Annotated in this window: 14 protein-coding genes; 11 read left to right on the forward strand and 3 right to left on the reverse strand. The window is 50.9% G+C overall.

What is annotated here, in order from left to right:
• Positions 1–7: 7 nt before the first annotated feature.
• Positions 8–1,816 carry an aldehyde ferredoxin oxidoreductase family protein gene (locus EDM59_RS16615; protein ID WP_122924620.1) on the forward strand — a complete coding sequence of 603 codons (1,809 nt, stop codon included), beginning with the start codon at positions 8–10 and terminating at the stop codon, positions 1,814–1,816.
• 81 nt (positions 1,817–1,897) lie between these two features.
• Here the strand turns inward: EDM59_RS16615 and EDM59_RS16620 are convergent, their stop codons facing one another.
• Together EDM59_RS16620 and EDM59_RS16625 are read right to left on the reverse strand one after the other, a co-directional pair.
• Complete coding sequence (locus tag EDM59_RS16620) at positions 1,898–2,170, reverse strand: MoaD-like domain-containing protein (protein WP_122924621.1); 273 nt, start codon at positions 2,168–2,170, stop codon at positions 1,898–1,900.
• A gap of 1 nt (position 2,171) precedes the next feature.
• Positions 2,172–2,447: a ubiquitin-like small modifier protein 1 gene (locus tag EDM59_RS16625; protein ID WP_122924622.1), complete on the reverse strand. Its 276-nt coding sequence runs from the start codon at positions 2,445–2,447 to the stop codon at positions 2,172–2,174.
• Positions 2,448–2,526: 79 nt separating this feature from the next.
• Here EDM59_RS16625 and EDM59_RS16630 point away from each other — a divergent pair, with 79 nt between their 5' ends.
• The 8 genes from EDM59_RS16630 (at position 2,527) to EDM59_RS16670 (ending at position 10,557) form a co-directional block, all read left to right on the forward strand.
• Positions 2,527–3,759: a molybdopterin molybdotransferase MoeA gene (locus EDM59_RS16630; protein ID WP_122924623.1), complete on the forward strand. Its 1,233-nt coding sequence runs from the start codon at positions 2,527–2,529 to the stop codon at positions 3,757–3,759.
• A 59-nt stretch (positions 3,760–3,818) separates the two neighbouring features.
• The gene (locus EDM59_RS16635) at positions 3,819–5,738 is read left to right on the forward strand and encodes a molybdopterin biosynthesis protein (protein WP_122924624.1); all 1,920 of its coding nucleotides are present in this window, start codon (positions 3,819–3,821) and stop codon (positions 5,736–5,738) included.
• Between the two features lie 59 nt (positions 5,739–5,797).
• On the forward strand, positions 5,798–6,817 hold the full coding sequence (moaA, locus tag EDM59_RS16640) for a GTP 3',8-cyclase MoaA (RefSeq protein WP_122924625.1): 1,020 nt from the start codon (positions 5,798–5,800) through the stop codon (positions 6,815–6,817).
• 266 nt (positions 6,818–7,083) lie between these two features.
• Positions 7,084–7,587: a translation initiation factor IF-3 gene (gene infC / locus EDM59_RS16645; RefSeq protein WP_183192932.1), complete on the forward strand. Its 504-nt coding sequence runs from the start codon at positions 7,084–7,086 to the stop codon at positions 7,585–7,587.
• A 30-nt stretch (positions 7,588–7,617) separates the two neighbouring features.
• Complete coding sequence (rpmI, locus tag EDM59_RS16650) at positions 7,618–7,815, forward strand: 50S ribosomal protein L35 (RefSeq protein WP_092276061.1); 198 nt, start codon at positions 7,618–7,620, stop codon at positions 7,813–7,815.
• Positions 7,816–7,906: 91 nt separating this feature from the next.
• A complete protein-coding gene (rplT, locus tag EDM59_RS16655) occupies positions 7,907–8,266 on the forward strand; it encodes a 50S ribosomal protein L20 (protein ID WP_092276058.1) in 360 nt (119 codons plus the stop codon).
• 315 nt (positions 8,267–8,581) lie between these two features.
• On the forward strand, positions 8,582–9,007 hold the full coding sequence (locus tag EDM59_RS16665) for a hypothetical protein (protein WP_122924627.1): 426 nt from the start codon (positions 8,582–8,584) through the stop codon (positions 9,005–9,007).
• A gap of 167 nt (positions 9,008–9,174) precedes the next feature.
• Complete coding sequence (locus EDM59_RS16670) at positions 9,175–10,557, forward strand: MFS transporter (protein WP_122924628.1); 1,383 nt, start codon at positions 9,175–9,177, stop codon at positions 10,555–10,557.
• 52 nt (positions 10,558–10,609) lie between these two features.
• Here the strand turns inward: EDM59_RS16670 and EDM59_RS16675 are convergent, their stop codons facing one another.
• A complete protein-coding gene (locus EDM59_RS16675; protein WP_092276049.1) occupies positions 10,610–11,296 on the reverse strand; it encodes a helix-turn-helix transcriptional regulator in 687 nt (228 codons plus the stop codon).
• 361 nt (positions 11,297–11,657) lie between these two features.
• Here EDM59_RS16675 and EDM59_RS16680 point away from each other — a divergent pair, with 361 nt between their 5' ends.
• Positions 11,658–12,878 carry an iron-containing alcohol dehydrogenase gene (locus EDM59_RS16680; RefSeq protein WP_122924629.1) on the forward strand — a complete coding sequence of 407 codons (1,221 nt, stop codon included), beginning with the start codon at positions 11,658–11,660 and terminating at the stop codon, positions 12,876–12,878.
• Positions 12,875–13,810, forward strand: a complete 936-nt coding sequence (locus tag EDM59_RS16685) for an alpha/beta hydrolase (protein ID WP_122924630.1) — start codon at positions 12,875–12,877, stop codon at positions 13,808–13,810. The genes EDM59_RS16680 and EDM59_RS16685 overlap by 4 nt, the downstream gene beginning before the upstream one ends.
• Positions 13,811–13,825 lie beyond the last annotated feature (15 nt).

Here is a 13,825-nt window from a genome sequence, read left to right on the forward strand (position 1 = left end):
AAGAGCGATGGCTTTGGGGGGATTCAAAAACCGTGAATTGCTGGTCGATCTCACTTCAGGTGCAGTTGATTATCGCCCGATTAACGAAGACCTGGCGAGGACATACATCGGTGGCCGCGGGCTGGGAGTCAAGTACGTCTATGACAACGGAGCGCAGGTAGAGCCATTTTCGGAGGACAACATACTCTGTATGATGACAGGGCCGGTGACAGGCTCCCGTTCATCGATGAGCGGGCGTCTCTGTATGGTTACCAAATCTCCCTTGACGGGTACCGTTACGGACTCGCATATGGGCGGATGGTCTGCGGCGCGCCTGAAATGGTCCGGCATTGACAACGTGATCTTCAAGGGTGCAAGTGACAAGCCTGTCTATTTGTATATCGAGAATGGCCAAGGCGAGCTGCGGGATGCCAGTGAGCTGTGGGGAAAAGGAACCCGCGCGACGGTAGCAGCCATGCAGGAGCGATACGGGAAAGAGGACTTGAGTGTCATCTGTATCGGACAAGCGGGAGAGAATCTCGTTCGCTATGCGGGTTTTATGAACGAGAATGACCGTGCAGCTGGCCGTGGCGGTACAGGGGCTGTCGCAGGGTCCAAAAAGCTCAAGGCGATTGTCATCAAAGCTGCGCAAAAAGGCAATATGCCACAGCCTGCTCAAGATGAGGAGTACAAAAAGGCCAATCAAAAGGCGCTCAAGGCCATCATGGAGGGCGGCTTGACAGCACCGAAAAAGGGTGGACTCTCCGTCTACGGTACCAATGTACTGACCAGCATCATTAATGAAGTAGGAGCTCTTCCTACCATGAACTCCAAATATACGCATTGGGACGGAGCAGAAGGGCATAGCGGAGAAACCGTGAATGCCACGCTGCTGGTAGCAGATAACACCTGCCATGCTTGTCCGGTGGCATGCAAGAAGGAAGTTGAAGTGAGAGAAGGCAAGTACAAGACGCGGGTAGAGAGCTTTGAATACGAGTCAGGCTGGGCGCTCGGTGCCAACTGCGGCGTGAGTGATGCTGCGCCGATCTCGTTCCTGATCAATCTGTGCAACGAATACGGCATGGACACGATTGAGCTCGGCAACACCTTGTCCTGTATGATGGAGGCCTACGAAAGAGGCTTGACAGAGGAAAAGGTCGACTGGGGCGATGCTGACCGCATGATCGAGCTGACGGAGATGATGGTTTTCCGCAAAGGCGTGGGAGATATCCTGGCAGAGGGAACAGCTCGTGCTGCCAAAGCATTTGGCGATGAAAATCTGGCGATGTGCGTCAAAGGGCAAGCGATCCCTGCGTACGACCCGCGCGGAATCCAGGGAATCGGTCTCGGATATGCGACCAGCAACCGCGGCGCATGTCACTTGCGCGGCTATACGGTTGCGAGCGAGATTGCAGGAATCCCGGTACCGACAGATCGCCTGGTGCCAGAAGGAAAAGGTGAGCTGCTCAAAATATTCCAGGACCTCTTGGCTTTCTCCGATTCCATGAATATTTGCAAGTTCTCGTCGTTCTCGGAAAACGCGGAGAATTACGCAGAACAGTATTCGACGATGACAGGCGTTACTGTAACCGCAGATGACGTTATGAAAATTGGCGAACGCATTTACAATCTGGAGCGACATTACAATAACCTGGCGGGCTTTGACAAACGCGAGGATGACTATTTGCCAAAACGTTTTATGCAAGAGCCTGCAAGCGGCAACAGCGCGGGGCACGTTAGCCAGCTTGAAGTCATGCTGAACGACTACTATCAGCTGCGCGGCTGGGTAGATGGTGTCGTTCCTGAGGAAAAACTAAAAGAACTCAAGATCGTGTAAATTTGCCTCCTGCGGCAAAGCCAAAAAGGTGGAAACCTGCTTTCCACCTTTTTGCACTCTTTCTATTCCGGGATCGCGTAATTAGCCTCCGACCCTCAAGACCTTGAGGCGAAATTGAGCCATGAGCCTTTCAAAGCTTTCCGGTTCAAGCGCTGTCATGCGGATAAAGACGGCGTTGACATGAAAGCGGGAAGTAATCCTCACTTGCTCTTCTCGCAAAATCTCTGCTTGCCACTGATCGCCCACAACCTGGATCGGCAAGCTTTCCGATTTTGCTTCGCCCCCGCACTCGGTCAAATAGGTAACGAGATGGGACAAGGGAATCCCGCGCAGCTCCATAACTTCTTCGATCATCTTATCCTCCTGCCACCGGCGGGAACAATGCAAATTGATCATCTTCTAGCACGCGGGTTTGGAGTCCTTCTGCATGAATGACATTGCGCCCGTTTAGAAACACATGGACAAACGGTTTGAATGTTCGCTCCGGTGTAAAGATTTCTTCATCCAAAGCAGGATACATCTGAATCAAGGCTTCGAGAATATCAATGACTCGATTGCCACTGTCCATGGGAACTTCCACAGATTTGGCCTGACAGATCTCACGAAAGTTGGCAAAGACTTTTACTTTCATATTTGAATATTCTCCTTTTTCTTTTTATTATACTGAATTTAACAAAGAAGCAAAATGAAGGAAATGGATGGAGGCAATCATGAAATTCTTCCATGTAAAGACAGTTGCAGAAACGTTAGAAGTGATTGCAGGCGAATTCAAACCAAATAGGCCTCCCATCGAGGTATCGTTGATCGATGCGCTGGATATGGTGCTGGCTGAAGACGTGTTTTCCGAGGAGCAGGTTCCTCATTTTGCCCGTTCGACCGTAGATGGCTACGCGGTGCGTGCGCGCGATACGTACGGCGCCTCTGACTCGTTACCGGCTTTCCTCGATGTGACAGGAAAAATCGATATGGGGAAGTCCGCTGTGCAGCCTGTCAAGGAAGGACAGGCACAGTCAATCCCGACAGGTGGGATGGTACCAGATGGGGCAGACAGTGTTGTCATGATCGAACATGTAGAAGAGGTAGATGATCTGCTCAATGTCTATCGTCAGGTGGCACCGGGCGAAAATGTAATTCGCGCGGGGGACGATGTGGAAAAGGGAGATCGGGTGATAGCAGCAGGACAGCGGCTTCGCCCGCAAGACCTGGGAGTCCTTTCAGCGATTGGCAAGACAAGCGTACGCGTGTATCCCAGGCCGATTGTCGCGATCTTATCGACGGGGGATGAAATCGTTCCGGCAGATAAGAAGGTACTGTCGCCAGGAGAAATACGCGACATCAATAGCATTACAGTGGCAACGGCAGCACGACAATGCGGGGCGCACGTCATTTACGGGGGGATCGTCCCGGATGACTATGAGTCGTTCGCGAAAAGAGCCAAAGACCTGTTTGAACAATCCGACCTGCTGCTCTTGTCGGGAGGAAGCTCTGTCGGGACTCGCGATTATACGGAACAGGTGATGCAGTCTTTGGGAGATCCGGGCGTTCTGGTCCACGGTGTTTCGATTAAGCCAGGCAAGCCGACAATCATCGCGAAAGCAGGCGCAAAGCCCGTCGTGGGATTGCCTGGTCACCCGGCATCTGCTCTGATTATTTTCCATCTGTTTGTAGCACCCCTGATCCAAAGGCTGCAGGGACAGAAGCCAGCCGCATACGTTTCGCGGATTTCGGCTAGAATTTCTCGCAACATTGCATCGGCGGTGGGACGCTCGGACTACATCCGTGTTAAGCTGGAGGAGAGAGAGGACGGGCTTTGGGCTGTACCTGTCTTCGGCAAATCGGGTTTGATCTCGACATTAGTGAAAAGCGATGGAATGGTGGAAATATCAGCAAACAAGGAAGGGATACTGGAAGGCGAAGCTGTGTACGTCCATTTATTTCAATAAATTCGGAATTGAGATAGCAAGGAAAAAGATAAAGAAGAAGGAATGGCAGGAGGAGAACGATGCGCAAGATCTACCTGGAAGACACACCCCTGAACGAAGCGCAGCGAAGAATCGCGAATCGGATTTCGTTCCAGCCGCAAGTGGAGATCATTCCGACGCGAGAGGCGCTGGGGAGAGTCACGGCACAGCCGATTTACGCGAAAGTATCGATGCCGAATTTCCACGCTTCGGCGATGGATGGGATTGCGGTAAAAGCAGAAAAAACGTACGGGGCGGATGAGCAGCACCCTGTTCGATTGCGCCATCTCGTGGATTACGTGGAGGTTGATACAGGTGATCCGATCCCGAATAGCTTTGATGCGGTGATTATGATCGAAAACGTTCATCAGATTGACGAGGAGACTCTCGAGATTTTGGAAGCAGTCGCCCCTTGGCAGCATATCAGGCCAATCGGAGAGGATGTCGTGATCGGCGAGGTCATTGTCCCAGACCGTCATCGGCTGCGTCCGGTGGATTTGGGTGCATTGCTGGCGGGTGGCAATGTCACGGTGCCGGTTTTTCGCAAGCCGCGTGTCGCCATCATTCCCACAGGTACGGAGCTTATCGAGCCTTCGGAGAATGTGGCAGAAGGGCAGATTATCGAATTTAATGGCACCGTTTTTGCCGCCTACTTGCTGGAGTGGGGAGCTGAGCCCGTGTACCACGGTATCGTGCAAGACGATTACGAGCTGATCAAAAGGGCAGTTAAGACCGCTCTCCAGAGTGCCGATATGGTACTCTTAAATGCAGGCTCATCCGCAGGGCGGGAAGATTTCACTGTCCATGTGGTAGAAGAGCTGGGAGAAGTGCTGACGCATGGCGTAGCTACTCGTCCAGGTAAGCCGGTTGTAGTCGGTGTCATCGAGGAAAAGCCGGTGATTGGACTGCCCGGCTATCCGGTCTCCGCGTATTTGAATCTGGAATGGTTCGCACGTTCCCTCGTTTATCATTATTATGGACTGCTTCAGCCAGAAAGGCAGCGGATCAAAGCCACAGTCGGAAGGCGTATCGTATCTGTCATGGGAGCGGAAGACTTCATCCGTGTTACCATAGGCTGTATGGATGGACAATTCATTGCCAATCCTTTGACTCGCTCTGCTGGTGTCACGATGTCGATGGTACGTGCGGATGGGCTGTTGCGTATACCACCGGGAAACCTTGGCTACGAGCAGGAAGAGACTGTGGAGGTAGAGCTGTACCGACCTCTGGAGCAGATACAAAATACGATTGTTTCGACAGGCAGTCACGATCTATCGATGGACGTGCTGCATTCGCTTCTGCGCAAAAAGAATCCAGAGCGCTTCCTCGTTTCTTCGCATGTAGGCAGTATGGGTGGTATCCTGGCTATCCAAAAAGGGGAAGCACATATCGCGGGAGTCCATCTTTTCGATGAAGAATCAGGAGAGTATAATCAGAGTTATGTAGAAAAATACATGAAAGACAAAGAAGTCGTGCTTGTCCAATTGGTCTATCGACAGCAAGGGTGGTTTGTGAAGAAAGGCAATCCACTTGGGATATCGTCTGTACGTGATCTCGTCCAACCAGGCATTACGTATATCAATCGCCAACGAGGGGCAGGAACAAGACTCCTCTTTGACTATCTGCTCAAGCAAGAAGAGGTGGACAGAGATGGCATCTACGGCTATTCTCGAGAAGCAGTCTCTCATTTGAGTGTGGCAGCAGCTGTCGCAGGAGGAACCGCAGATGTGGGCCTCGGGATTTATTCAGCGGCAGCAGCCATGGATCTGGATTTTATTCCCGTAGCAGAGGAACGCTATGACCTACTGATGAGTCAGGCGTTTTATCATAGCAGTCAAGGTAAGGAGCTCCTCGCCTGCATTCGTTCTGAAGAATTCGCTTCGGAAATGGAAGCTTTGGGTGGATACAGCTGTCGTGATTCAGGAAAAGTCTTTTTTTCAACGGCAATGTTAGAAATATAAAAATGAGATAGAGACGAAACGGGTGGCAGGCCCATCATGGAAAAGGAGAGTGATCACCAATGTCTGAGCAAATTCTTGATACACGAAATCGCCCTCTCCGAGATCTGCGCATTTCCGTGACAGACAAATGCAATTTTCGCTGCCAATACTGTATGCCCGCAGAAATATTTGGTCCAGACTTCGAATTCCTTCCTCAGCACAAGCTGCTGTCATTTGAAGAAATTACGCGCTTGACTCGAATCTTTACTTCCGTTGGTGTTGGCAAGATCCGGATCACAGGCGGAGAGCCGTTGATGCGAAAAGAATTGCCAAAATTAATTGAAATGATAAGACAGGTAGAAGGTGTCCAAGATATTGCGATGACGACCAATGGCTCTCTCCTCGCCCGCCACGCAAAAGCGCTGAAGGAAGCGGGGCTGGACCGGGTAACTGTCAGCTTGGACAGCTTGGACGATGAGCGGTTCGGACGGATGAACGGCAGAGGCTATCACGTGTCTGACGTGTTGAAAGGGATTGAAGCCGCAGCGGAAGCAGGGCTTTCGATCAAGCTGAACATGGTCGTGCAGCGCGGTGTGAACGATGAGGATATTTTGCCGATGGCCCGCTTTTTCCGTGAGCAAAAGCATACACTTCGTTTCATCGAATTCATGGATGTAGGGAACAGTAACGGATGGAAGCTGGATCAAGTAGTTCCCTCCAGCGAAATTGTGCAGAGAATTCACGAGGAAATGCCTCTCGCGCCGATCGATCCGAATTATTTCGGGGAAGTGGCTTCCCGTTACCGTTACGTGGGGACCGATCAGGAAATCGGGCTGATTTCGTCCGTGACACAGGCGTTTTGCTCGACGTGCACCAGAGCGCGGCTGTCGGCAGAAGGCAAGCTGTACAGCTGTCTTTTCGCCTCCGATGGGGATGATTTGCGGGCGCCGCTGCGGGAAGGGAAAAGCGATGAGGAAATCCGGGAGCAGATCCGCACGATCTGGGGGAAACGCGATGACCGGTACTCGGAAGTGCGCTTGAACGATACGCCAGGACTAAACAAGCCCGACAAGGTGGAAATGTCCCATATCGGCGGCTGACGAATCCATAAGAGTGCTTGACAAAGGGAAATGCGCCCTGTATTATAAAGAGCGTGTATAAACACTTCATACTTCGAGAACAAGCAGAGGCGCCCAGCTTCTCACCTGGGTCGACGTCTTACACGACTGTTGACAGGTAACTCTTACGCAAAGATCCTTCGATCTGATGAATTTGCTAGGTGAGATATGTGCGGGCGCATAATGCGTTCGCACATTTTTGTTCCTTCTCGAAATTGACGGGGGTGGCAAGTATTAGCAAGGATCAAATGTTGATTAACGAAGCGATCCGTGCCCGTGAAGTCCGATTGATCGGTGCTGACGGGAGCCAATTGGGAGTCGTACCCTTTAGGGAAGCTTTGCGCATCGCCCAGGAAGCTGAATTGGATCTGGTAAATGTTGCTCCTACAGCCAAGCCGCCTGTATGCCGTATTATGGACTATGGAAAGTTCAAGTACGAGCAGGCGAAAAAGGAAAAAGAAGCACGTAAAAACCAGAAGATCATCGAGCTCAAAGAAGTGCGTTTCTCTTCCAACATCGAGGAACACGATTTCCAAACAAAGCTTCGTAACGTCCGTAAGTTCTTGGAGGATCATCACAAGGTGAAGTGTACGATCCGTTTCCGTGGACGTGAAATCACCCACTCCGAAATCGGACTTGCCGTTATGGAACGTGTTGCAGCCCAGTGTGAAGATCTCGCTTCGCCTGAGCGCAAGCCAAAGATCGAAGGCCGCAGCATGATCATGATTCTGGCTCCGAAAGCGGAAAAGTAAGATAGTAGTTTAGACAGGAGGATTTTTCAGATGCCTAAAATGAAAACCAACAAGGCTGCTGCGAAACGTTTCAAAAAAACCGGAAGCGGCCAATTGAAACGCGACCGCGCGTTTGGTAGCCACTTGTTCGCTAACAAATCCACGAAAGCGAAACGCCACCTGCGTAAAGCTGCACTGGTATCCAAAGGCGATCAAAAACGTATGGAGCAAATGCTCACTTACCTGTAAGTTTTTCTTTATTACACACCATTACGCAGCATGAGCTCCCTAAGCGCCTAGTGATAGGCCGCCATGCTGGAAAGACCAGGAGGAGTTTAGTATGCCAAGAGTAAAAGGTGGCATTGTTTCACGCCGTCGTCATAAGAAAATCCTGAAGCTGGCGAAAGGTTACTTCGGTTCCAAACATCGCCTGTTTAAATCCGCTAATGCGCAGGTAATGAAATCCCTGCTGTATGCATACCGTGACCGTCGTCAAAAGAAACGTGATTTCCGCAAACTGTGGATCACTCGTATCAACGCACAAGCTCGCCTGAACGGCCTGTCCTACAGCCGTCTCATGCACGGCCTGAAAGTAGCTGGCATCGAAGTTAACCGCAAAATGCTGGCTGACCTGGCTGTGAACGACAAAGCAGCTTTCAACGAGCTGGCTACAGTTGCAAAAGGCAAACTGAACGCGTAAGATTTGCCGATGAAGCCGATCTTCCCCAAAAGGGAGGGTCGGTTTTTTTTGTTTGAACCGGTACAAAGAGCAAAAAGAGGCGTTTCATGGGGGGCTTCCGTACAAGCAATTTGGCGGACAAACCATATGGATAATAATGACGCGAAAGGAAGGGGGGAGAGAGGATGTTCAAACATTGCTGTAAGCATGACTATGAGGATTACGATCACAGCGCAAAAAATCGTGAGCCGAACCATAGGTGCCACTGCTGCTACAAAAGGCCAGAACCGAGGTATGCCTACGAATGCCGCTGCTGGAAAAAGCCGGAGTCAATAGATGAATGCCGCTGCTCCTGTTGCAAAAAGCCAGAGCCAAGATATGCGTGCCATTGCTGTTGCAGGAAAAAGCGGGAACGGAAACATGCATACTGTTGCTGCTGCAGGGAGCGGGAGCGCAAGTGTGAGTGCTGCTGTTGCTGCCGAAAAGTGGGCGAGGATGAATGCGACTGGGAGCATGAATACGAGGAAGACGAGTGTGACAAGAAAAGAAAGCATAAAAAGTGCAAGCCTAATGAATGCGAAGAAGACGATGACGAAGATGAAGATGATGATGAAGATCAGGACGAAGAAGAAGATGAAGACGAAGATGAAGATGATGATGAATGTAATTGCGGCAGATGCAAAAAAGAAAAGAAACGGAAAGAGCACTGCTGCAAAAATTGTGGAAAGCCTCATAAAAAATAAAACAAGGCAAGGAAAATGAAAGAAGCTCAGGAATTTCTCTGAGCTTTTACATGTATCTGGGGGGTGCGAAGCATTCCCCGAAATAAGGGTGCCCTCCCCTGTTTAGGTGGAATATCGCCATGTCATGAGTCGAGCTATAATTAATTTGAATATTCCGTCATTTAACGAAAAGGGAGGGCAGGTAAAATGAGGCGGCCGAAATGGATGTTTTTCGTAAGGGAGCTGGATGCGTATCCGACGGGGAAAAGAAGGGTTTTTCTTTTGTTCGTTGTGATATTAGCCAATTTTGTTGCCAACTACGAGTCGCAGATAGCTCCGGTGCTTTCCTTAATTTTGAAAGATATCGGAATCTCAAACCCTGAGTACGGCCTAATCGTCTCCTTGTCAGTCGTAGCGGCTGCATTTGGTGCCTTACTCGGAGGACCTCTGTCAGATCGTTATGGTCGTACGTTGATTCTGGTTCCAGGCTTGTTACTGACCGTTCTCTGCGTATTTGGCATGGCCTTTGTCCATTCTTTTGGCTCTCTCTTATTTATGCGGTTGCTGCTCAACTTTATTGAAGGTGGATTTATCGGTGCTACGGCGGGTCTCGTACGGGATTTTTCACCACGGATGGGCAGGGCGCTGTCATTTGGCTTTTGGAGCTACGGGACATCGGGCTCTAATTTTTTTGCAGCCCTGATTGCCGGTTATACCCTCCCTTATTTTGGAACCTGGCAATCCCAATTTTACATCGCGGGCTTTTTAAGCCTGATTGTCGCTGTATTTGTCTTGTTTACGATACATGATTTATCTCCCAGACTTCGAGAAAAAGTGATTGAAAGCAGCGCCACGGTCGAACAAGTGAACGAGGAGGGGGTTCATCGAGAGCGGGCATCCGCATCGGCAATAGACGGATCGATAGAAAGAGCAGACGCCATGACACCGATGCAGAGTCTCCGTCTCGCTATGAAGCAAAAGCATATTTGGGCCTTGGCTATTGGCTGTACGTTTTTCCTGATGCTCTATCTGACGCTGGCTTCCTACGGACCGTTGATCCTGGTTCAAGCTTTTGGTTACACGCCTGCTCGAGCAGCGTTTGTTTCCCAGTTTTTCTGGCTGTTCAGTCTTGTTACTTTACTTGTAAGCGGTTACATATCCGATAAGCTCCAGCTGAGAAAACTGATGTCACTGATCGGTGTGATCGGAATGATTGTGGTGATGGGCATTTGGATCATGACGATACACAGTCCGATATCAGAATCGAGCATGATCTTCCTGATTTCTTTGATGGGGGGATGTCTGGGATTTGCTTATAGTCCTTGGATGGCCCTCTACTCAGAAAACCTCGAAGACATACATGGCGGAATTCAGGCATCGGGCTGGGCAGTTTGGAGCTTCGTCCTGCGTATTTACGCGATCATCTCCGCGATTCCGCTTAATCTGATCGCCGTGCGCTACGGTTGGGATACGTGGCTATGGATCACGATGATGGGAGCGATTCTTTACATCCCTCTTCTCTGTATGGGCAAAGGCCCCTGGTTCAAGCGGCCATTGACCAAGAGTGTACCGACTGCAATCGACTCATAAACAGAAAAAGAACAGCCGGTTCCCTGATGCGGACGCCGGATGTTCTTTTTACTTAACTGATGATTCGTCGTCGAAGGGCATCGGCGACACCTTGTGTCCGATTTTGAGCACCTAATTTCTTTAGGGCAGACTTGACGTAGTCCTGAACGGTGAATTCACTGATGCCGATGTGATCAGCCATTTCCTTGATGCTCTCTCCCCAAGACATTCGCTGCAATACCTCTACTTCGCGCTTGGTCAGCTTGATTGCTTTGGATAGTGGAAATTCAGTGGCTAGCGCCTTTCCTACCTGCTCGCCGTATTGGCTGAGAGCGTCGATCAAGCTTCTGTTGATCCCATCACAGCCATCTGGATGTCCGGAAATGCCTGCGTAACCAATGACGTTAGAGCCGTGAAAGATAGGGACGATAAGGGCGTAGGTGGTACCATGTACATACTTCGCTGGAATTTGTCTGATCAGATCTGAATCGAGCAGGACGGCCCGCTTTTCACGAATAGCTGAATAGATAGGGGGCATGTTTCGGATGTCTTCACGCTGATCGTTGACGGAATACAGTCCCTGCGCATTTGCCCTGAGTAATCCTTCCCCCATATGGCTCAGCATCGAATAGTTGTACAGGACAGCACCCATGAATGGGAACAAATCAATGAATCCGCGGACGGTTAGCACTAATTTTTCCTCGTGATAAGCAGCCGTTTCAATACGCTGGATATACGCTCGCAATGCCGGACTGACCATGGAGTGGTATCCTCCCTCCATTTTAGGGGTCGTGCACTACCTGTTTTTAGGGGATATATCCGTTTTTTATCACGAAATATAATAGAATTGTAGCGCTTTCATTTTAACAAAAGGCTTATCTAGGCGTAAAGAAAGTATTATCGGAATAATTCGACAATAAAAGGGGTGTTCACGAAAACGACTACAAGCTGGCACACATCCAGCGCGAACACTTGGCAGATCGTAGCCGAGTGAATTTTGCCGTGAGCTTGGGAGTTACGTGCTGGACCAAGCTTGTCCACACGACACTGGTATCCGAGCAAAGGAAGCACCTATGGGCATGGATTTTTTTAAAGAAGCATAGAGGGGGTCAGGTGAGTTTATGACGATTGCATCATCGCGTTTCGGTGTGAGGACGGAAGTGATCAACGGAGCTGGGGTGCGCAGCATGCTGCCTGAGCTATTGCGAGGGCTGGGAGCGAAGCGGGCTGTACTCTTCACGGATCAAGGATTAAATCGTGCCGGGATTACAGAAAAAATTACAGAGCTGTTTCAGGAAATGCCGGAATCGGTTCAGCTGGTAGGCGTCTTCGACGAAATCGAGCAGGACGCCAAGGCAGAAAACATAAACAAGGCAGCGATGTTTGTAAAGGAATGTCAGGGGGATGCGTTGATCGCTTTGGGTGGCGGGAGTGTTCTGGATGCCTGCAAGGCGACAAAGTGGTTGCTGCACAAGAATCACTCTGACATCCGCGATTTGATGCAGGGCTCCACGAGAGAGACGTGGCCGCAGGTACAGCCGATTCCCATTCCTCACATCGCGATTCCGACCACAGCGGGGACAGGTTCAGAAGTATCCCCGATCGCAGTGGTGTACAATGATCGGTTGCAAATAAAAACGAATTTGTCGAGCCCGTACATCAGCGCGGATATTGCTTTGCTGGACCCTGAGCTTACAGTCGGGCTTCCCCCGCGAATTACTGCCTTCACCGGATATGATGCGCTCACACACGCAGTCGAAGCCTACTTTTCCCCGAGAGCAAATCCCATGACGGATGCCTTCGCCTTGCATGCGACGAAGATCATTGTCGAGAATTTGCCGAAAGCGGTATCCACGGGAACCGATCTGCAGGCACGATCAAACATGCTGATGGCAAGCGCGATGGCCATCACTTCTTTTAGCCTCGCGATCACTGCCATCCCCGTTCACAATATGGCTCATGCGTTTGGAGCGAAAATCGGGATCCCGCACGGTTTGGCAAATGCCGTATTGCTGCCAAATGTGATGGCTGCTCTCCCTCACTTGTACTTGCCTAGAATCAACGGGTTTGCCGAAGCGCTCGGGCTATCGGTCCACGATGTCGAACCAAAGGCATGCTTGCAGCAGGTCATTGCATGTATTCGTGAGCTGCGCTCGGAAATTGGCTTGCCAGACACATTCGCTGAATTTGGCTTCGATGAGAAAAGGATCGCCGATATGGTTCCGGCGGTGCTGAGTGATCCGACCGCACTCGCCTTCAAAATCCCAGCAGATACGATCGTGCAAATCTGCCAAGAGGTAGCAGGTGCACCATTATCCGTACAGGAGGAGAGCTCGCGATGACACTAGATCCGAAAGCAAAAGCATTTCTGGACATGGGGGCAGCGGCTGGGGACCCGCCTATGAGCACACTGACCCCAGAGCAAAACCGAGAGCGCACAGCGGGCTTGAAGGCACTGTCGGGGGAGCCCAAGCCGGTAGCGAAAGTGGAGAGCCGGATGATTCCTGTAGAGGGAGCCGAAATTGAGCTGCGCATTTACACGCCGGAAGGCTCAGGATCCTTTCCGCTGCTTGTCTATTTTCATGGAGGCGGCTGGGTCATCGGGGATGTAGAGACGGTGGACACGGTATGCCGTAATATTGCGCACGAGTCCGATTGTGTGGTGGCTTCTGTCAACTATCGCTTGTCACCGGAGCATAAATTTCCAGTACCTGTAGAAGATTGCTACGCGGCTGTGCAGTGGGTAGCTTCGCATGCGCAGGAATTGCAAGCAGATGCCTCGCGTCTCGCTGTAGGAGGAGACAGCGCGGGAGGAAATCTAGCAGCGGTCGTCTCCCAGCTGGCAAAAGAACGCAAAGGTCCAGAGATCTCTCTCCAGGTGCTCATCTATCCGGTCACACAGGTAGGGTGTGACACCGAGTCCTATCGCGAAAATGGAGAGGGCTACTTCCTCACGGCGGATAGCATGCAGTGGTTCTTCCAGCAGTATTTGAATACGGACGAAGAGAAGACGGACGTGCGAGTGTCCCCACTGCTCGCGGAAGATTTGAGCGGGCTGCCGCCTGCCCTGGTGATTACTGCAGAATACGACCCGCTGCGGGATGAAGGAGAGATGTACGCAAAACGACTGAAGCAGGCAGGGGTATCGGTCGAGCTCACTCGGTATGATGGAATGATTCACGGATTTTTTTGGATGGCGGGCATTATGGACCAAGGCGCCCAGGCTATTTCTCAGGTATCGAGTCGCTTACGGTCGGTTTTTGAGCGGCTGTAAAATAGGGGGGAATCG

It is taken from the genome of Brevibacillus nitrificans (genome assembly GCF_003710965.1).
GTDB classification, from domain to species: Bacteria; Bacillota; Bacilli; order Brevibacillales; family Brevibacillaceae; genus Brevibacillus; species Brevibacillus centrosporus.